Origin of the sequence: Mesorhizobium terrae, assembly GCF_008727715.1 — a bacterium.
GTDB lineage: Bacteria > Pseudomonadota > Alphaproteobacteria > Rhizobiales > Rhizobiaceae > Mesorhizobium > Mesorhizobium terrae.
The window spans coordinates 3,967,529-3,988,147 of record NZ_CP044218.1; the positions used below are offsets into that span (position 1 = coordinate 3,967,529).

Annotated in this window: 19 protein-coding genes; 12 read left to right on the plus strand and 7 right to left on the minus strand. The window is 64.8% G+C overall.

Translation table 11 applies throughout. The features are described from left to right. Positions 1-109: 109 nt before the first annotated feature. The 3 genes from FZF13_RS20315 (at position 110) to FZF13_RS20325 (ending at position 3,757) form a co-directional block, all read left to right on the plus strand. Positions 110-1,060, plus strand: a complete 951-nt coding sequence (locus FZF13_RS20315; RefSeq protein WP_024926872.1) for an AEC family transporter — start codon at positions 110-112, stop codon at positions 1,058-1,060. Between the two features lie 173 nt (positions 1,061-1,233). Further along, positions 1,234-2,691, plus strand: coding sequence for an NAD-dependent succinate-semialdehyde dehydrogenase (locus FZF13_RS20320; protein ID WP_024926873.1), 1,458 nt, complete (start codon positions 1,234-1,236; stop codon positions 2,689-2,691). Positions 2,692-2,740: 49 nt separating this feature from the next. Continuing rightward, a complete protein-coding gene (locus FZF13_RS20325) occupies positions 2,741-3,757 on the plus strand; it encodes an aldose epimerase family protein (protein WP_024927293.1) in 1,017 nt (338 codons plus the stop codon). A gap of 36 nt (positions 3,758-3,793) precedes the next feature. On the opposite strand, the gene FZF13_RS20330 is transcribed toward FZF13_RS20325, so the two are convergent. Further along, positions 3,794-4,714: a sugar kinase gene (locus FZF13_RS20330; RefSeq protein ID WP_024926239.1), complete on the minus strand. Its 921-nt coding sequence runs from the start codon at positions 4,712-4,714 to the stop codon at positions 3,794-3,796. Between the two features lie 152 nt (positions 4,715-4,866). On the opposite strand from FZF13_RS20330, the gene FZF13_RS20335 reads away from it, so the two are divergent. Both FZF13_RS20335 and FZF13_RS20340 read left to right on the plus strand, forming a co-directional pair. After that, the gene (locus FZF13_RS20335; RefSeq protein ID WP_024926240.1) at positions 4,867-5,316 is read left to right on the plus strand and encodes a FixH family protein; all 450 of its coding nucleotides are present in this window, start codon (positions 4,867-4,869) and stop codon (positions 5,314-5,316) included. A gap of 7 nt (positions 5,317-5,323) precedes the next feature. Next, positions 5,324-6,538 (plus strand): cytochrome-c peroxidase, encoded by a 1,215-nt coding sequence (locus tag FZF13_RS20340; protein ID WP_024926241.1) that lies wholly within the window; start codon positions 5,324-5,326, stop codon positions 6,536-6,538. Between the two features lie 2 nt (positions 6,539-6,540). Here FZF13_RS20340 and FZF13_RS20345 read toward each other — a convergent pair whose 3' ends face one another. After that, entirely contained in the window at positions 6,541-6,990 is a 450-nt protein-coding gene (locus tag FZF13_RS20345) for an Lrp/AsnC family transcriptional regulator (protein ID WP_024926242.1), read from the minus strand. A gap of 167 nt (positions 6,991-7,157) precedes the next feature. On the opposite strand from FZF13_RS20345, the gene putA reads away from it, so the two are divergent. Continuing rightward, a complete protein-coding gene (gene putA, locus FZF13_RS20350; protein ID WP_024926243.1) occupies positions 7,158-10,778 on the plus strand; it encodes a bifunctional proline dehydrogenase/L-glutamate gamma-semialdehyde dehydrogenase PutA in 3,621 nt (1,206 codons plus the stop codon). A 148-nt stretch (positions 10,779-10,926) separates the two neighbouring features. Continuing rightward, positions 10,927-11,265: a hypothetical protein gene (locus FZF13_RS20355; protein WP_036253970.1), complete on the plus strand. Its 339-nt coding sequence runs from the start codon at positions 10,927-10,929 to the stop codon at positions 11,263-11,265. Between the two features lie 111 nt (positions 11,266-11,376). Here the strand turns inward: FZF13_RS20355 and hmuQ are convergent, their stop codons facing one another. The 4 genes from hmuQ to FZF13_RS20375 all read right to left on the minus strand — a co-directional run bounded on the left by hmuQ (position 11,377) and on the right by FZF13_RS20375 (position 15,632). Further along, positions 11,377-11,691, minus strand: a complete 315-nt coding sequence (gene hmuQ / locus FZF13_RS20360) for a heme-degrading protein HmuQ (protein ID WP_024926245.1) — start codon at positions 11,689-11,691, stop codon at positions 11,377-11,379. Between the two features lie 43 nt (positions 11,692-11,734). Then, entirely contained in the window at positions 11,735-12,880 is a 1,146-nt protein-coding gene (locus FZF13_RS20365; RefSeq protein WP_137900561.1) for an energy transducer TonB family protein, read from the minus strand. 94 nt (positions 12,881-12,974) lie between these two features. After that, positions 12,975-13,409: a hypothetical protein gene (locus FZF13_RS20370; protein WP_024926247.1), complete on the minus strand. Its 435-nt coding sequence runs from the start codon at positions 13,407-13,409 to the stop codon at positions 12,975-12,977. 9 nt (positions 13,410-13,418) lie between these two features. Continuing rightward, a complete protein-coding gene (locus tag FZF13_RS20375; protein ID WP_137900562.1) occupies positions 13,419-15,632 on the minus strand; it encodes a TonB-dependent hemoglobin/transferrin/lactoferrin family receptor in 2,214 nt (737 codons plus the stop codon). A 197-nt stretch (positions 15,633-15,829) separates the two neighbouring features. Here FZF13_RS20375 and hemP point away from each other — a divergent pair, with 197 nt between their 5' ends. From hemP to FZF13_RS20400, 5 genes are read left to right on the plus strand one after another with little or no spacing between them, the layout of a single operon-like run. Then, entirely contained in the window at positions 15,830-16,039 is a 210-nt protein-coding gene (gene hemP, locus FZF13_RS20380; RefSeq protein WP_024926249.1) for a hemin uptake protein HemP, read from the plus strand. A 21-nt stretch (positions 16,040-16,060) separates the two neighbouring features. Beyond that, positions 16,061-17,119 carry a hemin-degrading factor gene (locus FZF13_RS20385; protein ID WP_024926250.1) on the plus strand — a complete coding sequence of 353 codons (1,059 nt, stop codon included), beginning with the start codon at positions 16,061-16,063 and terminating at the stop codon, positions 17,117-17,119. Continuing rightward, positions 17,116-18,012, plus strand: coding sequence for a heme/hemin ABC transporter substrate-binding protein (locus tag FZF13_RS20390; protein WP_137900563.1), 897 nt, complete (start codon positions 17,116-17,118; stop codon positions 18,010-18,012). The genes FZF13_RS20385 and FZF13_RS20390 overlap by 4 nt, the downstream gene beginning before the upstream one ends. Before the next feature lie 13 nt (positions 18,013-18,025). Continuing rightward, positions 18,026-19,117, plus strand: a complete 1,092-nt coding sequence (locus FZF13_RS20395) for a FecCD family ABC transporter permease (protein WP_024926252.1) — start codon at positions 18,026-18,028, stop codon at positions 19,115-19,117. 9 nt (positions 19,118-19,126) lie between these two features. After that, positions 19,127-19,933 (plus strand): heme ABC transporter ATP-binding protein, encoded by an 807-nt coding sequence (locus FZF13_RS20400; RefSeq protein WP_024926253.1) that lies wholly within the window; start codon positions 19,127-19,129, stop codon positions 19,931-19,933. 2 nt (positions 19,934-19,935) lie between these two features. On the opposite strand, the gene rirA is transcribed toward FZF13_RS20400, so the two are convergent. Further along, positions 19,936-20,400: an iron-responsive transcriptional regulator RirA gene (gene rirA / locus FZF13_RS20405; RefSeq protein ID WP_024926254.1), complete on the minus strand. Its 465-nt coding sequence runs from the start codon at positions 20,398-20,400 to the stop codon at positions 19,936-19,938. Between the last annotated feature and the right edge of the window lie 219 nt (positions 20,401-20,619).

Consider the following 20,619-nt stretch of genomic DNA (forward strand, 5'->3'; position numbering starts at 1 on the left):
AGGCCGGGGTCGTTCGCCGACTGCGTGGCACGGTGTCCCAAGCCTGTAGGCAGGCTGGCGGTTGCGCCGTCCGGGTCGCTCCCCTATCAGTCGGGCGTCGAGGGAAACCATGTCGCCGCTTACCGAAACCGTCCTGTTCGTCTTCGGGCTCGTGGCGCTGGGTTATCTCGCGGGCGTGACCGGCTATCTCAAGGCGCAGAGCGCCGAAGGCGTCGCCGAATTCGCTGTCGGTGTGGCGATGCCGCTGCTTCTGTTCGAGACCATGGTCAAGTCTGATTTCCACGGCGCGGCGCCCTGGTCGCTGTGGGGCGCCTATTTTTCCGCCGTGGCGCTGACCTGGGCCGCTGGGCATCTGGTCACCACCCGCCTGTTCGGGCGCGACCGGCGCACCGGAATCGTCGGCGGCGTGTCGGCTTCCTACTCAAATGTCGTGCTGCTTGGCGCACCCTTCATCCTCGGCATCTACGGGCCGCAGGGCTTCGAGGTGCTGTCATTGATCGTCGCGGTGCATCTGCCGGTCATGATGATGGCCTCGATCGTCATGTTCGAGATGTTCGGGCGGGGCGACGCCCAGGCCGCGCATCCGCTCCGGATATTGCGCCGCTTCCTGCACAAGCTGCTGGTCAATCCGCTGATCATCGGCATCCTCGCCGGTCTCGCTTGGCGCGTCACCGGCGTTCCGCTGCCCGGATTGGTCTCGCGGCTGGCCGAGGCGCTGGGCGGCACGGCGGCGCCGGTTGCCTTGTTCGCCATGGGGCTGGGATTGAACCGCTTCGGCATTTCCGGCCATATCGGCCCGTCGCTTGGGCTGTCGGTGCTCAAGCTGTTCGTGATGCCGGCACTGACCCTGGCGCTGGTCTGGCTGCTTGGCCTGCCGCCGCTGACCGCCAAGGTGGCGGTGTTGGTGGCGGCGCTGCCGTCCGGCATCAATTCCTACCTGATCGCCGTCCAGTTCAACGCGGGCCAGGGGCTCGCCTCCAACCAGATGACGCTCGCCACCGCCTGCGCCGTTGTCACCACCTCGTTCTGGCTGGCGGTCACGGCGCAGGTTTTCGGCTAGATCCGGGCTGCAGGGCTGGATTCGTGCTGGCCCAGTGCTTAGGTTCAGCTATGGCGATTGATCGCAAGCCCGGCTCTGGAGTAAGAGCGGTGGTCCAGTTGCGGCAGTGACGCTGAAAACACCCATCGACCCATTCAAGACCGGTCCGTGAGCGGCCGAAGGGAGGCTAGACCATGCTTCAGAAAACCAGCCATTTCATGCGGCAGGCCAATCTCATCAACGGCGAATGGGTGCAGGCCGATTCCGGCCAGACCATCGACGTCACCAATCCGGCCAATGGCCTGAAGATCGGCACGGTGCCGAAGGCCGGCGCCGCCGAGACGCGCCGCGCCATCGAGGCCGCCCACACCGCCTTCCTGACCTGGCGCAAGACCTCGGCGCTTGAGCGCTCGAAGCTGTTGCGCAAGCTGCACGACGCCATCATGGACAATCAGGACGCGCTGGCCGAACTGCTCACCACCGAGCAGGGCAAGTCGCTGTTCGAATCGCGCGGCGAAGTCGGCTCGTCGGCCGCCTATGTGCTGTGGTTCGCCGAGGAAGGCCGCCGCACCTATGGCGACGTGGTGCCGTCGCCGTGGGCCGACCGTCGCATCATGGTGACCAAGGAGCCGGTCGGCGTCGTCGCCGCCATCACGCCGTGGAACTTCCCGTCCTCGATGCTGGCCCGCAAGCTCGGCCCGGCGCTGGCCGCCGGCTGCACGGCCGTCGTCAAGCCGGCCACGCAGACGCCTTATTCGGCGCTGGCCTGGGGCGCGCTTGCCGAAGAAGTCGGCTTCCCGAAGGGCGTGGTCAACATCGTCACCGGTGCCGCCGGCGAGATCGGCGATGAGCTGTGCTTCAACCCGCTGGTCAAGAAGATCACCTTCACCGGCTCGACCCCGGTCGGCAAGATGCTGATCGAGAAGTCGGCCAAGACGGTCAAGAAGGTGTCGATGGAACTCGGCGGCAACGCGCCATTCATCGTCTTCGATGACGCCAATCTCGACCGCGCGGTCGAGGGCGCCATCACCGCCAAGTTCCGCAATTCGGGCCAGACCTGCGTCTGCACCAACCGCTTCTTCGTGCAGGCCGGCATCCATGACACGTTCGTCGAGAGGCTGGCCGCCGCGACCGCCAAGCTGAAAGTAGGCTCCGGCCTCGAGGATGGCGTGCAGCAGGGACCGCTGATCGACGAGAAGGCGGCGCTGAAGACCGCGGAGTTCGTCGCCGACGCCAAGGCCAAGGGCGGCAAGGTCGAGACCGGCGGCAAGCCGCACGCACTCGGCGGCTCGTTCTTCGAGCCGACCGTGATCAGCGGCGCTACGCCCGACATGATGTTCATGAAGGAAGAAATCTTCGGCCCGGTCGCGCCCGTCTTCAAGTTCGAGACCGAGGAAGAGGCCGTGCGGCTCGCCAACGATACCGAGTTCGGCCTGGCCTGCTATTTCTACACCGGCGATCTCGGCCGCGCCTTCCGGGTCATGGAAGGGCTGAAATACGGCATGGTCGGCATCAATGAAGGGCTGATCACCACGCCGGAAGCGCCGTTCGGCGGCGTCAAGGAATCCGGCCTCGGCAAGGAAGGCGGACATCAGGGCATCGAGGACTACCTCGATACCAAATATGTCTGCATCGGCGGCCTCGGCCTCTGATCGATCAGCGAGCCGGCCTGGCCACGCGCCACCGGCCCGCGACAGCGGCATGAAGGACGGCGAGCTCTTTGGAACAACGCAAGCGGCGGAGGAAATCCGCCGCTTCACCATCCGTGGCGGTGGGCTTTCGGCCAACATCCTCAATCTGGGTGCCATCATCCAGGACCTGCGTCTTGCCGGTCACGAGGCGCCGCTGGTGCTGGGTTTCGACCGGTTCGAGGCCTATGAGCGCGACACTGGCTATTTCGGCGCCGTGGTCGGGCGCTTCGCCAACCGCATCCGCGACGGCCGTTTCACGCTGGCCGGCCAGCGGCAACAGACCGACCGCAACTTCCTCGGCAAACATGCGCTGCATGGCGGATCGGGCGGCTATTCTGGCCGCGCCTGGTCGGTTGCTTTGCATGGGCATGATTTCGTGACGCTTTCGCTGCACGATCCCGGTGGATCGATGGGCTTTCCCGGCGCGCTCGATGTCACCTGTACCTATCGGCTGAAGATCCCCGGAACGCTGAGCGTGGAACTGACTGCCACGGCCGACGAGGCCACCGTCTGCAATCTCAGCCAGCATTCCTACTTCAATCTCGACGATGGCGGTGCCGGCGACGTGCTCGACCACCGGGTCATGATCCCGGCCGGCGCCTATCTGCCGGTCGACGCCGAGATGATCCCAACGGGCGTGGTGCAGCCGGTCGACCGCACGCCCTTCGATTTCCGGCAGGCGCGCAGCCTGCGCACGGAAGCAGGCGACCAGCTCGTCTACGATCACAATTTCTGCCTGGCCTCAGCGCGCGGGCCCTTGCGCAAGGCCGCCTGGGTGCAAGGTGCCGTGTCCGGCGTCGAGATGGAGGTCTGGACCACCGAGCCTGGTCTCCAGCTCTATGGCGGCGGCTATATCGCGCCGCCGGCACCAGGGCTTGGCGGTATCGGCTATAAGCGCTTTGCCGGCCTGTGCTTGGAGGCGCAGACTTGGCCCGACGCACCCAATCGTTCCTATTTCCCGTCGGCAACCCTCTTGCCCGGCGAGACCTATCACCAGCTGACCGAGTACCGGTTCAGGCTGGGATAGGAGCGAGGGCTTCTGCCCTCAGGGAAAAGTTCAGGCCTATTGCCCGAATGCCTTGCGCAGGATGTCGAACGGGGCCAGCGCACCGCGCACCTGGACGACGGCGGCGGCGACGCGATGGGCGCTGCGGGCGGCTTCCGCCGGCGACCGGCCGGCGAGGCGTGCGGCCAGGTAACCGCCGTTGAAGGAATCGCCCGCGCCGGTCGTGTCGACGGGCTTCGCGACATGGATTGCCGGGATCTCCTCCCTGTCGGCGCCGGTGGCGACCAATGCCGGCATCTCGCCATTCTTGACGACGATCTCGGATACGGTCCTGCCCAGCCTCGTCGCCGTTTCCTCCGGGCTCCGGTCGCCATGGAGCATCTGTTCGTCGGGGAAGGTCGGCAGCGCGATGTCGGTGACCGTCAGTGCCGCAGCGATGGCTTTCTGTGCTGTGCCGACATCCGGCCACAGGCGCGGACGGTAGTTGGGGTCGAAGGCGACCAGGCTGCCGGCCGCGCGCGCTGCGGCGACGGTGGTCAGAAGCGTGCCCCGAGCACGTTCGTCCAGAATTGCCAAAGTGATTCCGGAAAAGTAGATAAGCGACTGGCTTTCAAGGCTTTTGACCAAGGCGTCTGAATTCGACGCGAGCTGCCGGGCCGCCGAATCGGCGCGCCAGTAGGTGAAGGAGCGTTCGGCGCCTTCCAGCGTGATGGCGTAAAGGCCGGGCCGAGCGCCTGCAATAACCGGACTGGCGCCTATGCCGATGCCATTTTCGGCGAGAAATTCGATCTGCTGGTGCGAGAAGGGGTCGTCGCCAAAGGCCGAGACGTAAGTTGCGGGGCGATCCTTGGCCAGCGCCGCCAGCGCCCACAAGGTGTTGAAGGTGTCGCCGGCGAAACCCAGGCGCCAGTCCGGCCCGCTCTGGCCAGACAATTCCAGCATGCATTCGCCGATCGAGGCGACACCTTGCATTGACATCAGTGTTTGTCTCCCTTGTCCTCCGTCTAACCGTTCGACAGGATCGACGCCATGGCATGGTGTCCGGGATTCGGGCATCGCCGCACTTTCCCACAACCCAGCGGGATGCTAGGCGCTGTGCCGGACGTTCACCGAGATGATGTGGGGCACAGTTGGCAGCGTTCTGGCGGTATCTGGTTGCTGGCGTCGGGCTGGCCGCCGTCCTCTTCGGCGTGTTGACGGTGGTCTACATGACCGCGCCCAACACCGCGCCCCCAGCCGCGCCCGAAACCCAGCAAACCAAGGGCAGCGAGAAAGGCCTGTTCGTGGCCACCTTCGCGCCGGAGAACGGAACGGTGAAGCAGGGCGAACTGCACGACTGGGTGCTGACATTGAAGACCGCCGCCGGCACGCCGGTGGAAGGCGCGATCATCGAGGTTTCCGGCGGCATGCCGCAGCATGCGCATGGCCTGCCGACAAGCCCGCGCGCGACGGACTATCTGGGCGAGGGACGTTATCGGATTTCCGGCGTGAAATTCTCGATGAGCGGCTGGTGGCAATTGCGCTTCGCCATCACAGCGCCTGCGGGTTCGGATACTGTCCTGTTCAACATCGTGCTGTGAGCCGCTCATGAGACGCTGGTCCGGTCTAGGTTCCAGTCTGGGCATCGTCATTGCGCTGGCGGCCCTGGTCGCGGCCTGCGGCAGGCCGCAATTCTCCGAGGCCGAGAAACGGACCATCGCCGGCCTGGCCTTGACGGCGTTGCCGCCGCTGAAAACCGACGCCACCAACCGTTTCGCCGACGATCCGGCAGCGGCAGCCTTGGGTGCCACGCTGTTCTTCGATCTTTCGATGAGCCGCGACGGCACGGTCGCCTGCTCGACCTGCCACAAGATCGACCGGCAATTCCAGGACGATCTGCCGCAAGCGGTCGGCGTGGCACGCACCAACCGGCGCACCATGCCGCTTGCCGGTGTTGCCTATAGTTCCTGGCTGTTCTGGGACGGGCGGCGCGACAGCCTGTGGGCACAGGCGCTGGTGCCGTTGGAGAACCCGCTCGAGCAGGCGGGTAATCGCGCATCCTATGCGCACTATATCAAGGCGCGCTTCGGTGAACGCTACGAACGGATTTTCGGGCCGATGCCCGACCTTTCGAAAGTCCCGGCCAATGCCAGCCCGTTGGGATCGCTGGCCGACCAATCCGCCTGGAAGACGATGAACGCAGCCGATCAGGATGGTGTCGACCGCGTCTTTGCCAATATCGGCAAGGCGATTGCCGCCTTCGAACGCTCGATCATGCCCAAGGAAACACGCTTCGACCGTTTCGCCATAGCGCTGGCGACCGGTGCCGAGCCGAAGGATGACGCGGCCTTTTCGCCGGAGGAAATCCAGGGGCTGAAGCTGTTTATCGGCAAGGCAAGCTGCTCGACCTGCCATAACGGCCCGCTGTTCACCGATCACGGCTTCCACAACACCGGCGTGCCGCCGGTCAGGGACCTGCCGCCGGACCGCGGCCGCATCAACGCCGTCGCCCAGGTCGAGGCCGACCCGTTCAATTGCCTCGGCCGCTATCGCGACGGCGGCGCGGAGGCCTGCGGCGAATTGAAGTTCATCGTCAAGGACAAGCCCGAGCTGATCCGCGCCTACAAGACGCCGTCGCTGCGGGCGGTCGCCGGGCGTCCGCCCTATATGCATGCCGGCCAGTTCGGCTCGCTGGACGATGTCGTCGCGCACTACACCAAGGCGCAGCAGAGCGTCGAGGGTGTCTCGGAAGTGCATCCCCTGCAGCTTTCCGATCGCGAGCGCGCCGCGCTGGTGGCGTTTTTGAAGACGCTGGGCGAATAGGTCTAGCGGTCCTTCACCGTTTCCATCGCCACGAAAGTCGAGGTCTGCGCGACATGCGGCAGCGACGAGATGCGCTCGCCCAGAATGCGCCGGTAGGCGGCGATGTCGCGTGTGCGCACTTTAAGCAGGTAGTCGAAGCTCGCCGCCATCATGTGGCACTGCTCGATCTCGGGCACGCCCTGCACCGAGCGGTTGAAGGCGTCGAGGGCGCTGGAGCGGGTGTCCGACAATTTCACCTGCACGAAGGCGACATGGCCTTCGCCCATGCGCTCGCGGTCGATGATCGCCGAATAGCCGCGGATGTAGCCATCCTTCTCCAGGCGTTTGACGCGTGCCTGCACCGGCGTCTTCGACAGGCCGACCTTTAGAGCCAGTTCCGACATGGACTGGCGGCCATTCCTGGCCAGGGCGGACAGGATGTTGCGGTCGAGGCGGTCCAGTTGGTCTTCCATGATCCGTTTTGAAGCCCACGCAGCGTATTATTCTGTTCTTCATAGACCAAATGGCCTGCATTGGCGAGTTCTTTGGATCGAATGGCGGGAGGCTTCGTGCTAGCTTGCACCATCCGGTCCGGCAGGCCGCCGACCGGCGTGTTCTTCCGCGCTTTCAAAGGACCGCCATGCCCGCGCTCAACACCATCCGCCAGCAGATTCGCGCCAACTATCTCCCCGACGAGGACGAGGCCGTGAAGCGGCTGGCTGTGGCGAGCGGGCTCTCGGCCGAAGCGCGAAAGGCGATTTCCGCTCGTGCCGCCGATCTGGTGCGGGCCGTGCGCGGTTCAGCCGACCCGCGGCTGATGGAGGTGTTTCTCTCGGCCTACGGACTTTCCACCAAGGAAGGCGTGGCGCTGATGTGCCTGGCGGAAGCGCTGCTGCGTGTGCCGGACGCCGAGACCATGGACGATCTGATCGCCGACAAGATCGCGCCGCATGACTGGTCCGCGCATTCCGGCGGCTCGTCGTCGATCTTCGTCAATGCCTCGACCTGGGCGCTGATGCTGACCGGCCGCGTGCTCGACGAGGGCGAGGGCGGCATCGAAGGCACGCTGCGCGCCATGGTGCGGCGCCTCGGCGAGCCGGTTATCCGCAAGGCGGTAGCAGCGGCGATGCGCGAGATGGGCGAGCAGTTCGTGCTCGGCCGCACCATCGCCGAAGCCGTCAAGCGCGGCCGTTCGATGACGCAGAACGGCTATCTCTATTCCTTCGACATGCTGGGCGAGGCAGCTCGCACCGAGCACGATGCGCTGCGTTACCTGAAGGCCTATGCCGATGCCATCGCCTCGCTGGCGCCCGGCGCCAAGGGCGACGACATCCGCCTCAACCACGGCATCTCGGTCAAGCTCTCGGCGCTGCATCCGCGCTACGAGGTGGCGCAGAAGGAGGCCATGCTGCCGGTGATGGCCGATCGCCTGCTTTCGCTGGCGCGCGCCGCGCGCAAGGCGCGCATGGGCTTGAACATCGATGCCGAAGAGGCTGATCGGCTTGATCTTTCGCTCGACGTCATCGAGCGCGTGCTGGCCGATCCCGAACTGGCCGACTGGAATGGTTTCGGCGTCGTTGTGCAAGCTTACGGCCCACGCGCGGCCTTCGTCATCGACTGGCTGCACGCACTGGCGACGAAGCTCGACCGCAAGATCATGGTGCGGCTGGTGAAGGGTGCCTATTGGGACACCGAGATCAAGCGCGCGCAGACGCTCGGTCTCACCGGCTATCCGGTGTTCACGCGCAAGGTGAATACCGACGTGTCTTACTTGGCCTGCGCGCGCAAGCTGCTCGGCATGACCGACCGCATCTATCCGCAATTCGCCACTCACAACGCGCACACCGCGGCCGCCATCCTGTCGATGGCGCCGGACCGCGATTGTTTCGAATTCCAGCGCCTGCACGGCATGGGCGAGCAGCTGCACGAGACGATCCGCAAGGCTGAGGGCACACGCTGCCGCATCTACGCGCCGGTCGGCGCGCATTCGGATCTGCTTGCTTATCTGGTGCGGCGTCTCCTGGAAAACGGCGCCAACTCCTCCTTCGTGCATCAGCTGACCGACGAGGACGTGGCGCCGGAGGAGATCGCCAGCGATCCGCTCGAAGCCGCCGAGACGCAAGGCTCGGCGGCCAATCCGAACATCGCCAAGCCCGCTGCCATCTTCGGCACCGGCCGCCGCAATGCCAGGGGCTGGGACATCACCGACGTCGTCACACTTGCCGAGATCGACAAGGCCAAGGCCGCCTTTGTCGGCCCCAACCGCTGGAGCGCCAAGCCGATCACTCGCGCCGCCGGCTACGGCCAGGAGCGGCCGGTGGTCAACCCGGCGCGACCGTCGGACGTGGTGGGAACGGTGACCGAGGCGGCGGCCAAACAGGTCGCAACCGCCGTGCGCTTCGCCGTCGAGGCTCAGCCGGGCTGGGCGAAACGGCCGGTCAGCGAGCGGGCCGCGATCCTCGACCGAGCGGCCGACCTCTACGAAAAACATGCCGTCGAGTTCTTCGCGCTCGCCACCCGCGAGGCCGGCAAGACGCTGGCCGACGGCGTCGCGGAAGTGCGCGAGGCGGTGGATTTCCTGCGCTATTACGCCGCCCAGGCCGCCCAGGCCGCCCAGGCCGAGGCTGGCACCGAGGCGCGGGGCGCCATCGTCTGCATTTCGCCGTGGAATTTCCCGCTTGCCATCTTCACCGGCCAAATCGCGGCAGCGCTTGTCACCGGCAATTCGGTAATCGCCAAGCCGGCGGAACAGACGCCGCTGATCGCTTATCGCGCGGTCGAACTGCTGCGTGAGGCCGGTGTGCCGGAAGACGTCATTCAGCTGCTGCCGGGCGATGGACCCACAGTCGGCGCTCCGCTCACCGCCGACCCGCGCATTGCCGGCGTCTGCTTCACCGGATCGACCGAAGTCGCCAAGCTGATCGAACGGCAACTGGCCAAGACGGCGGCGCCCGACGCCATGCTGATCGCCGAAACCGGCGGGCTGAACGCCATGATCGTCGATTCCACCGCGCTGCCCGAGCAGGCGATCCGCGACGTGCTGGCATCTTCCTTCCAGAGTGCCGGCCAACGTTGCTCGGCGTTGCGCGTGCTCTATGTCCAGAAGGATGTGGAAGCCAAGATGCTGGAGATGCTGAAAGGGGCGATGGATGCGCTCAACATTGGCGATCCCTGGCAGCTCTCGACCGATGTCGGTCCGGTCATCGACGACGAGGCGCAGAAGTCGATCAAGGATTACAGCGCCAGGATGGCGGGCGAGGGGCGTGCCATTGCCCAACTCACCGCGCCGAAGGACGGCCGCTTCGTTGCGCCTGCGGTGTTCCGGGTCAAGGGCATCGAGGAAATGGAGCGCGAGGTGTTCGGCCCGGTGCTGCATGTCGCCACCTTCGAGGCCGACGAGATCGACGCCGTCATCGCCGCCGTCAACCGCAAGGGCTACGGACTGACCTTTGGCCTGCACACCCGCATCGAGGGCCGTGTGCAGCATTTCGTCGACGGCATTCATGCCGGCAATATCTATGTCAACCGCAACCAGATCGGCGCCGTGGTCGGCTCGCAGCCCTTCGGCGGCGAGGGCCTGTCAGGTACCGGTCCCAAGGCTGGCGGACCGCACTATCTGCGCCGTTTCCGCAAGGGACCGGAAGCGGGCGCGGCGCTCGTCGAAGGCCGCGCGGCCTCGGCCAGGGAACTATCCGACTACATGCCCGATCCCGCGCTTGGCGGCTGGTCGACGAGGGCTGACCGCATCGCCATGCTGCGCAAGCATCTGCGTGGCAAAGGGGCGGAGGCGATCACTGCTGCCGCCGGTCTCGAATATGGCCAGATCGATCTGCCCGGACCGACCGGCGAAGCCAACACGCTGTCGCTGACGCCGCGTGGCCGTGTGCTGGCACTTGGCCCGGACGCCGAGACGTTGTTGGCGCAGGCGGTTCAGGCACTCGCGGCCGGCAATGCCGTCCTGGCGGTGGCTCTAGGCGCTCCGGCGGCGCTCTCCGCGCTCACCGGAAAAGGTTTGCCGATCGCGGCCATCGATGCCCGGATCGATGCGACGACCATTGGCGCGCTGCCGCTGGATGTCGTTGCCTTCTCCGGCACGGCTGACGACGCCCGCGCCCTGCGCGCCGCGATCGCGGAACGCAAGGGGCCGATCGTGCCGCTGGTCAGCGAGGTCGTCTACCCGGCCGCCTACGCGCATGAACGCGCGGTCTGCGTCGACACAACGGCGGCCGGCGGCAATGCCAGCCTGCTGGCGGCGGCTTGAGGCGAAAAGGTTTTCCGACGAACGATATCCCCTCCCTGAATGAAGTTACGTGAAAATCGATCTAGTCAGCGTTGGTGACAAACAGTACTGCGTGGATCGTTCGTATTTCTAAGGGGTAGGGGGACTTAACGTGCATCACTTTCTAACCATGGCAATTTTCAACGTGGCTCTTCTTGTCGCTTCCGGTCCCGCTATGGCGGAATCACTGGCCGGCAAGGTCGGCGACAAACGTTATCCGGTTAATATTCCCTGGGGGTCCGTCGGAAGCTGCCAGAAGGCGTATGATGACTACATCGCCGCTCCCGGTCATTCTGCTTATGCAACGACGGTCATGGATCGTACGGTGGAATATTTCATCTGCGGTGCTTGGCTGAACGCGCCGTCGCAGAAAAAGGCGGAGGCGCTGGCGCTGAAGTCCTGCCAAAAGTCGGTAAGCAAGTACAAAGTCCAGATCGCGGGCGCTTGCAGCATCGCTGCCTCGAAGTAGCATCGGCTTGCCGATCTCGGTGAAGCTATTTCACGGAGATCGAGGCATGGATCGATTGATGGCTTCCCGCCTCGAGACCGAAGCGGGAAGCTGTCAATATATTTGGATGGCCTACGCGCCTTCCACCACCGAAAAGCCCTCGAATTGCGGGTGGCCGATATAGGCCGCCTTGGACGAACCGGCATTTTTGTGGGCGTTGCGGAAGTTTTCCGATTTGGTCCAGGCGACGAAGTCGTCATGGCTCGCCCAGACCGTGTGTGAGGCGAACAGCGTGTAGCCTTCGGCCTCGTTCGCCGGCCCGCGCAGCAGGTGGAACTCCTTGAAGCCGGCCATTTCCGACAGCGAGGAATCGCGGTTCTTCCAGACAGACTCGAAGGCCTCTTCCGAGCCGTTCTGCACCTTGAAGCGGTTCATGGCGATATACATGGCATTCCTTTCCGGGATGATGGCTGATGCGTGAAGAGTGAATTCAAAGAAATGGGCCGATCTGGACGGTGAAGGGCCAGGCCTTGCGGCCGGTTTCAGGCGGGATTGGCGGGTAGGGTGCCACACCCTTCACCAAGGCCACCGCGAATTTGTCGAGTTCCGGTGAGCCCGAGCTTCGCATAAGCCTCACGTCGACCACGCCGCCGTCGGCCATAACGATGAAGCTGACGACAGCATTGCTGAGTGCCTTGGCCTGTGTCGCCCGCGAAACGCGCCGGTTTGCGCGGTCGAGTTTCCCTTGCACTTGGCCGCTAAAGCGGGACGCTGCCGCATTGCCGGCGCCTGTTTGCGCGCTGGTGATGCCCGACAGAGTGGTGCTGCCATCTTCCCGCCCTTCATTGACCCCGCGCAGTGCATCGTTCTCGGCCTGGCCGCCGGCTCCGGATGCGGATTTCGGCCGCGCCGGTTTTTGCGGTTGCTCGGCCGGCGCTTGAGGTGCGGGGTGCGTTTCCTGCTCAGCCAATTGCCGTTCGGCTTCGCTCGGCTCGGGCATCACCGGACGCATGATCTCCAACTTGGCGGTCGGGCGGCCTTCCAGGACCGCGACGGCATCCTTCTCGTCCTGTGTCTGCGGGATCGCCAACACGTTGGGTGAAGGTTCGACCGGTTGTTGTTGGGGCTCTTTCGTCGGCTGAACCTGCTCCTTGGGCGGTTGAGCCTGCTCCTTGGTTGGCTGAGCCGGCTGGGTGGATGGTGGGTTCTCGGGCTGCGGCTGAATTTTCCTGGGCGGCTGCAACTCGCTTTCCGGCACGACGGTGACATTGGTCACGTCCCGTTGCTGATCGGCACCGGCGGCCGTGGCGTCATTTTCCTCATTGCCAAACAAGAGCGGTTTGGTCCCGTTCGCCCCCGCGATCTCGGTCGGGGTCAGCTCGCGCGGCGGTAAAATGCTCTCGGGCGCAAAGATCAGCATGGCCGCCACCGCGAGATGAAAGACCAGCGAGGCGACAAAGGCCAGTGACCATTTGCGCACCGACGCGGCAGGCCGGGTTTCCGCGACATAGTCCGGCTCGGCGGGCAACGGTTCGATGTCGGCATTGGCGCTGTCATCGAGGCTCGCCTGTTCGGGCGGATCGGGCTGCAACACGCCGCCGGGTATCGCGATCTCGGGATCGCCGCCGGCCGGCATCGAGGCGTCGGCGCCGGCAAGCGGCCGGGACGATGTCCTGTTCGAAATGGCCGGTTGCAATTCCAAGGCGCAAGTTCCTGTTCATGACGGAAACTCAGACCCCGAAGGTGATGCCCGCCTTGCTGGTGGTCTTGAGGTCGCGCATGCAGGCTGTGGGCTCGACGCCCTGGCCGACGCATTCCGTTGCGCTGTTGACCAGCACGCGGCTGATCTTGCCGCAATCCGTACCCGAAAGATCGAAGCGCGTCACCTTCGTCTTGCCGGCTGGCAAATCCTTGAAGTCGAGCACGGTGATACGGTCGACGACACCGGCCGTGTTGAACAGGGCGATCTCGAACGCCGCCTTGGTCAGCCCGGCTCCGAGCGTGTTGGTAACCACGAAGGTCAGGCGGCAGCCCTTGTCGGAAGGCTGCGCGCCATTGAGTTCGAGCGAGAGCGAAGCCGCCTCGGCCTGTTGCGCGAGCGCGGGACCCATGCCGGCAGGGATGGCGGCGAGGGTGGTCAACAGGATCAGCGACTTCGCTCTCATGGTGTCGGCTCAGCCTCCGAAGCGCATCGTTGCGCCCAGCTTGAAGGTCACGCCCGGCTCGTAGATCGTCGAGGTGGTCGTGGCGTTCAGCGGGTTGGCGTATTTCACGTCGAAAATGTTGTCGACGCGGAAGTCGAGATTGAGGTTGTCGTTGGCCTTGTAGGAGGCGAAGGCGTTGACCAGCGTGTAGTCGCGGGCCGCCTTGTTGCCTTTCGGCGCGCCGTTGTACTGCACCTCGCCACCCACGGTCAGCCGGTCCTCGAAGAAGCGGAAGCCGAGCTGGGCCGCGACCTGGGCGGACGGCACGGTGGTCAGATCCGCGCGCACGCCCTTGTAGGAAACGGTGTGGCCGTTGATGATCGAGCCGGAAAGGCCGGCGAAGCCCCAGGCCGCGTCATAGACGCTTTCGAACTCGAAGCCGTTGATCTTGGCCTTGGCGAAGTTCTGGTACTGGAAGCAGATCGGGATCGTGCCGCCGCGCCGGCAGCCGCTGGTCGGGTTGAACGGCGACAGCGTCACGCCGCCGATATAGTCGGTGACGTCGTTGTTGAAGTAGGCGGCCTTGATGCGCAGCGCATCGTCAGCCTGGAAGATACCGTCGGCGGTGTAGTTGACGCCGGCTTCCCAGGTCTTGCCGGTCTCAGGCCGAAGGTTCGGATTCGGCAGGAAGGGGAAGGAAACCCCTGACGGGTGCAGGCCGCTGATGAAGGTTTCGCTGAGCGAGGGCGAGCGATAGCCTTCGGCATAGGTGGTGTAGACCTGCAGGCCGCTGAGGCCCGGTGCCTCGAACGGCGACACACCCACGGTGACGCGCGGCGAAAGCCGGTCGCCGGAGGTTTCCGAGGACGATCCCTTGAGGCTGTAGCTGTCGTAGCGCAGGCCGGCGATCACTTCGAGCCATTCCCAGGTCAGCTTGTCCTGGATATGGGCGCCGCCGACATTGCGCTTGCCCGACGGTGTGTAGAAGGCATCGCCCGCCGCCACGCCGGTGGTGGTGACGTCGTCCGACACCCAGTCGCCGCCATAGGTCAGCTCGTGGTTGATGCCGCTCGTCTCGAAGCGCGAGGTGTTCCAGACGTCGATGCCGAACGTGCCGATGTCGTAGGTGGTCTTCGACCCGGCGGGCAGCGTCGTCGGACGGCCGGTGATCGGGTCGAAGCGGCCGCCGAGCGGGATCAGGCTGGTCTGCTCAAGCGTGGCCTTGTTGTAGGAAAGGTTCACATTGAGGTCGAGCCAGCTCTTGTCTTCGTCGGTCAGGTTGTAGCGGCCGGTGAAGGTGTTCTGCTTCATGTCGAGGTCGTAGGCGGGCTTGCCGCCGCTGATCTCGTTCCAGCTCTCGCTGTTGCCGATCCAGCCGAGCTTCAGCGTCGAATTCTCGGTCGGGCGGATCGTGGTCTTCAGCATGCCACTCAGCACGTCGAAACCGCTGCCGCCGACCTTGTTGCCGGCGCCGTCCTTATAGTCGGAATAGTCGCGGTAGACGATGTTGCCGAGCACGTCGAAATTGTCGTTGAACTTGTAGGCGCCGGTCGCGCTCGTGGTCCAGCCCTTGCCATTGGTCTCATAGCGGCCGGAGAGCGACGTTGCCCAGGTCTCGCCCGCCTTCAGGAAGTCCTCGGCGTCCTTGGTGTCGAACATGACGACGCCGCCGATCGCACCGGACCCGTAGGTGTTGGCGACCGGGCCGCGGATGACGTCGACCGACTTGATCAGTTCGGGATCGATATAGAAGGTCGACTGCGTGCCGTGGTCGGAACGCTGGAAGTTCTGGCGGGCACCGTCGACGATGACGGCGACGCGGCCGAAGTCCTGCAGGCCGCGAATGTTGATCGACGAGGCGGTGCGGCGCGCGTCGGCCTGCACGGTGACGCCAGGCACGCCGCGCAACAACTCGTTCGGCGTCGATGCCATGCGGCGATCGATCTGTTCCTGGTCTACATGGCTGACCGAGGCGAGCGCCTTGATTGCGGTTTCGCCGGTGCGGCTGATCAGCATGATCTTGTCGAGCAGGGTGGCGCCCAGCGACGTGGGTTTGGCATCGGCGGTTTCGGCCGGTTTGTCGTTCTGCGTGGGTTGCGCGGCTTGCTGCGCAAGCGCGGTGCCGGAAAGCAGTGCCGCTGCGGCGGCACCTGCGGCCAGTGTCGCCAATCCTCTTGCTACGGCGCCGCTCGTATTGCGACGTCCCGCGGTCTCTCCAGACCGCCCATCAATCCCCAAGCCCATGTCCAACTCCAAATGGCAAGCTGCATGCTGGCTCACCCTTGGGCTGGCTCGCATTTTTTCGTTCGGCCGGCTTCTTAAATGTTGACTCATTTAGTCCGGTATTGCACTGACTAGTAAACATGATTATTCAAGTCAACAAATGAATCGACGTTTTGCAGGAAGCCGGACACACCCGGCGAGATCAGGAGTGGATCAGCATGAACACGCACAACCCTGACGATTTCCGTTTCCGCTACCGCCGGCCCGAAGCGCAGACGCAATTGCGCGTCGAACGGGTGCCGCTGTCGGTCAGGACACTCACCAGCAATTCGCTTTTCCAGGGCGAACACGAGATCGGCATCGAGCACCACGGCGCGCTCTACCGGCTCAAGATCACCCGTCAGGGCAAGCTCATCCTCAACAAGTAAATAGCAAGGGTAGGGACGGTAATGGACCAGCGCGTAAAGCCAGCCCCGCACGAAATTCGGCGGATGCGAGCGGAAAACCCCAAAATGCGCGAGCGCGATCTCGCCGCTCAGCTCGGCATTTCGGAAGCCGAACTTGTGGCCGCGCATTGCGGCGAGGGGGTTACGCGCGTCGAGCCGCGCGTCAACGATCTCCTGACTGGTCTCGAACCGGTCGGCGAGGTCATGGCGCTGACCCGCAACGAAAGCGCGGTCCACGAGAAAATCGGCGTCTACGACAAGGTCGTCACCGGCGAGCACACGGCGATGGCGCTGGGCGAGAATATCGACCTGCGCATCTTCCCGAAGGTATGGGCGCATGGCTTTGCCGTCGAGAAGCGCGACGGCGATGACATCCGCCACAGCCTGCAGTTCTTCGACGCGGCGGGCGAGGCCGTGCACAAGGTGCATCTGCGTCCGTCCTCCAACCTCTATGCCTATCAGAAACTGGTCGACCAACTCGTCTCGCCCAACCAGGAGCCGACAGTGGCGCTTACGAGCCTCGCCGAGGACGATGCGCCGGGCGAATTGTCGCCGCAGACGGTGGACGATCTGCGCGAGCGCTGGAGCAAGCTGACCGACGTGCACCAGTTCTTCGGCATGCTGCGCACGCTGAAGCTCAGCCGTCAGCAGGCGGTTCAGATGATCGGCAAGGATTATGCCTGGAAGCTCGATCCCGAGGCGGTGACGGCGATGTTTAATGCCGCCGCCGAAAGCGCACAGCCGATCATGTGCTTCGTCGGCAATCGGGGCTGCATCCAGATCCATTCCGGCCCGGTCAAGTCGATCAAGCCGATGGGGCCGTGGATCAACGTGCTGGACGAGACGTTCCACCTGCACCTGCGCACCGACCACATCACCGAAGCCTGGGCCGTGCGCAAGCCGACCAAGGACGGTCACGTCACCTCGCTCGAAGCCTATGGCGCCGACGGCAAGATGATCATCCAGTTCTTCGGCAAACGCCATGAAGGCGAGGTCGAGCGTGCCGATTGGCGCTCGCTGGCCGAGAGCCTGCCGCGCCTGGCAACGCAGAGTGCCGCATGATGTATCTATCCCCGAAGAAGTTCGCGCGGGTCGCCGCGTTCGGCGCCGTTCTGGCCTGCGCCTTGCCAACGGTGGTGGCGGCGAATGAAAACATCACCGTTTTCCCCGACACCAAGCGCATCGTCGCCGTCGGCGGCGCGGTTACCGAGATCGTCTATGCGCTGGGCGAGGAAGGCAAGCTCGTCGCCCGTGATTCCACCAGCGTCTACCCGCCGGAAGCGCTGAAGCTTCCGGATGTCGGCTATATGCGCGCGCTGTCGCCGGAGGGCGTGCTTTCGGTCAACCCGACCGGGATATTGGCGCTGAAGGGCAGCGGTCCGAAGGATGCCATCGACGTCTTGAAGAAGAGCAGCGTCGCCTATGTCGAGGTGCCGGAGACCTACGACCGCGCCGGCATCCTTGAGAAGATCCGCCTGGTGGGCAAGGCGCTGGGCGCCGACGCCAAGGCCGAGAAGCTGGCAGCGGAAACGGATGTGAAGCTGAAGGCGGCGGAGAAGCAGACGGCCTCGGTCAAGGATCGCAAGCGCGTGCTGTTCATCCTTTCCCTGCAGAACGGCAAGATCCTCGCTGCCGGCTCCAACACCGCCGCCGACGGCATCATCAAGCTCGCCGGCGGCGTCAATGCCGTGGAAAGCGTGGCCGGTTACAAGCAGCTTGCGGACGAAGCGGTGGTCACCGCAGCACCCGACGCCATCCTGATGATGAGCCATGCCGGACCTTCCGTGCCGGACGAGGTGTTGTTCGCCAATCCGGCGATCGCCGAGACGCCGGCAGGCAAGGCGAAGAAGGTGATCCGCATGGACGGTGCTTATCTCCTCGGTTTCGGCCCGCGCACGGCTGATGCCATCCACGATCTTGCGGTCGCCTTCTACGGCAGCCAGATCACCGATTGAGTGGTGGCGTCCCATGGTTGACCACTCGCTTGCCGGTTCAGCCGGCGTGATGACCCGCGCCGGCGATCGTTCGGCACGGGCGCGGCTGACCATCGTTCTGCTTGCAGCTCTGCTTGCAACGGTGATGCTGTTTTCCTTGACCGCCGGCGCCTCCGACGCTTCCGTTTTCGGGATGTTGCGCGACTGGCTGTCGGGCGCCGATGCCGGCGTGCTGAGCGCTCGCGACCGCATCATCATCTATGACATCCGCCTGCCGCGTGTCGTTCTCGGCGCGTTGATCGGTGCTGCGCTCGCCGTGTCCGGCGCCGTCATGCAGGGCCTGTTCCGCAATCCGCTCGCCGATCCCGGTATCGTCGGCGTTTCGGCGGGCGCCGGGCTCGGGGCGGTGTCGGTCATCGTGCTTGGCGGCACTGCGCTCGCGCCATTCACCGCGCTTCTGGGTTCGATGGCGCTGCCGCTGGCGGCCTTCGTCGGCGGTCTGGCGACGACGCTCATCCTCTATCAGGTGGCGACGCGCCAGGGCCGCACCTCGGTCGCGACCATGCTGTTGGCCGGCATCGCGCTCTCGGCGCTGGCCGGTGCGCTGATGGGGATCCTGATCTATCTGGCCGACGACCGCCAGCTGCGCGACCTGACCTTCTGGCAGCTCGGCTCGCTGGCCGGCGCGACCTGGACCAAGATCGCGACCGCTGGGCCGATCATGCTGGTGGCGCTCGCGGCCATGCCGTTCTTCGCTCGCGGGCTCAACGCACTGGCGCTCGGCGAAGCCACAGCGACCCATCTCGGCGTGCCGGTGCAGCGGCTGAAATATATCGCCATCGCCGGGGTTTCGGCGGCGGTCGGGGCCTCGGTCGCGGTCAGTGGCGGCATCGGTTTCATCGGCATTGTCGTGCCGCATGTGCTGCGCCTCTCCATCGGCCCGGACAACCGCTATCTGCTGCCGGCCTCGGCGCTGCTTGGCGCCACCCTGCTGTTGCTGGCCGATGCGCTGGCGCGCACCATCGTGGCGCCGGCCGAACTGCCCATCGGCATCATCACCGCGGCGGTCGGCGGTCCCTTCTTCCTGTGGATACTGTTGCGCAAGCGCGGTGTCCTTGATCTGTGAGGTCTGACGATGATCGAAGCCCATGATGTCACGGTGAGGCTCGCCGGAAAGCGCATTGTCTCCGGTATCGATTTCGAAGCGCGACCGGGCGAGATATCGGCGATCGTCGGGCCCAACGGCTCCGGTAAGACGACCTTCCTGAAGGCGCTGTCGGGCGATCTCGGCTATGACGGTTCGATCGTCATCAATGGCCGCGAGGTGTCGGCGACGCGCCCGGTGGAGGCAGCGACCATGCGTGCGGTGCTGCCGCAGGCAACGTCGCTCGCCTTCCCGTTCACTGTCCACGAGATCGTCCGTCTTGGACTGGTCGGCGGCCGCTCCGGCGTGCTGGCGGGCGAGACCGAGCGGCTGCCGGAGCGGGCATTGGCCAAGGTCGATCTCGACGGTTTTTCCGGGCGCTTCTACCAGGAGCTTTCGGGCGGCGAGCAGCAGCGTGTCCAGCTTGCCCGCGTGCTCTGCCAGGTCTGGGCGCCGGTGCTGGATGGCAAGCCGCGCTATCTGTTCCTCGACGAGCCGGTTTCAAGCCTGGATGTGAAGCATCAGCTCATCATCATGAACATCGCCCGCGATTTCGCCAAGCGGGGCGGGGGGGTGATCACCATCCTGCATGACCTCAACCTGACGGCGATGTATGCCGACCGCATCTTCGTCATGCATCGCGGCACGCTCGCCGCTGCCGGCACGCCGGCCGCCGTGCTGAGCGACAGCCTGATCGAGAAAGTGTTCGACTGTCGCATGCGCGTCGGCGTGCTGCCGTCCGGCGACGTGCCGTTCGGCGACGTGCCGTTCGTACTGCCGCAGTCGGTAGCGATGTAGGATCAGGCCGCCGGGGCGGGCGCGCGTCGTTCCAAAAGGTCGATGCCGAGCAGCGTACGCACATTCGGGCGCGCCGCGATCAAGTCGGCGATCGAGTAGCGGGCGAGCACTTCGAAGAAGGCGTTGAGCGCTTCGCGCAGCGCGGAGTTGAGCGCGCAGCTGTCGATCAGCGGGCACTCGGCGTCAGCCTCGAAACACTCCGCCATGGCGAAATTTTCCTCGGTGATGCGCACCACGTCGAACAGGCTGATCTCGGCGGCCGGGCGGCCAAGCCTGACGCCGCCATTGCGGCCGCGCACGGTCTCGACCAGTCCGTGTTCGACCAGCGGCTGCAGGATCTTGAACAGGAACAGTTCCGATACCGTATAGGCGGCGGCGATTTCGGGAATGCGGCTGAGGCGGCCGTCATTGGCCGCACAATACATCAATATCCGCATGGCGTAGTTGGTCTGGCGCGTGAGCCGCATGATCGCTCCTTCGCAAAGCGCTGGTTGCAGCGAATATGGCCCATAGTCTGGAACAATTCTAGACTGGAGCCGACCATAGATGATGTTTTTAATCCAGTTTCCATCGCAATCGCGTGATCCAGAGGCGGTTCCGTTGCGTCAAGCATCGCGAAGGTCTCGCCAGCCGCCCTTGCCTTGCGTTTCAGTGGAAACTCACGATTATTCCAGTTGAGGGAATGG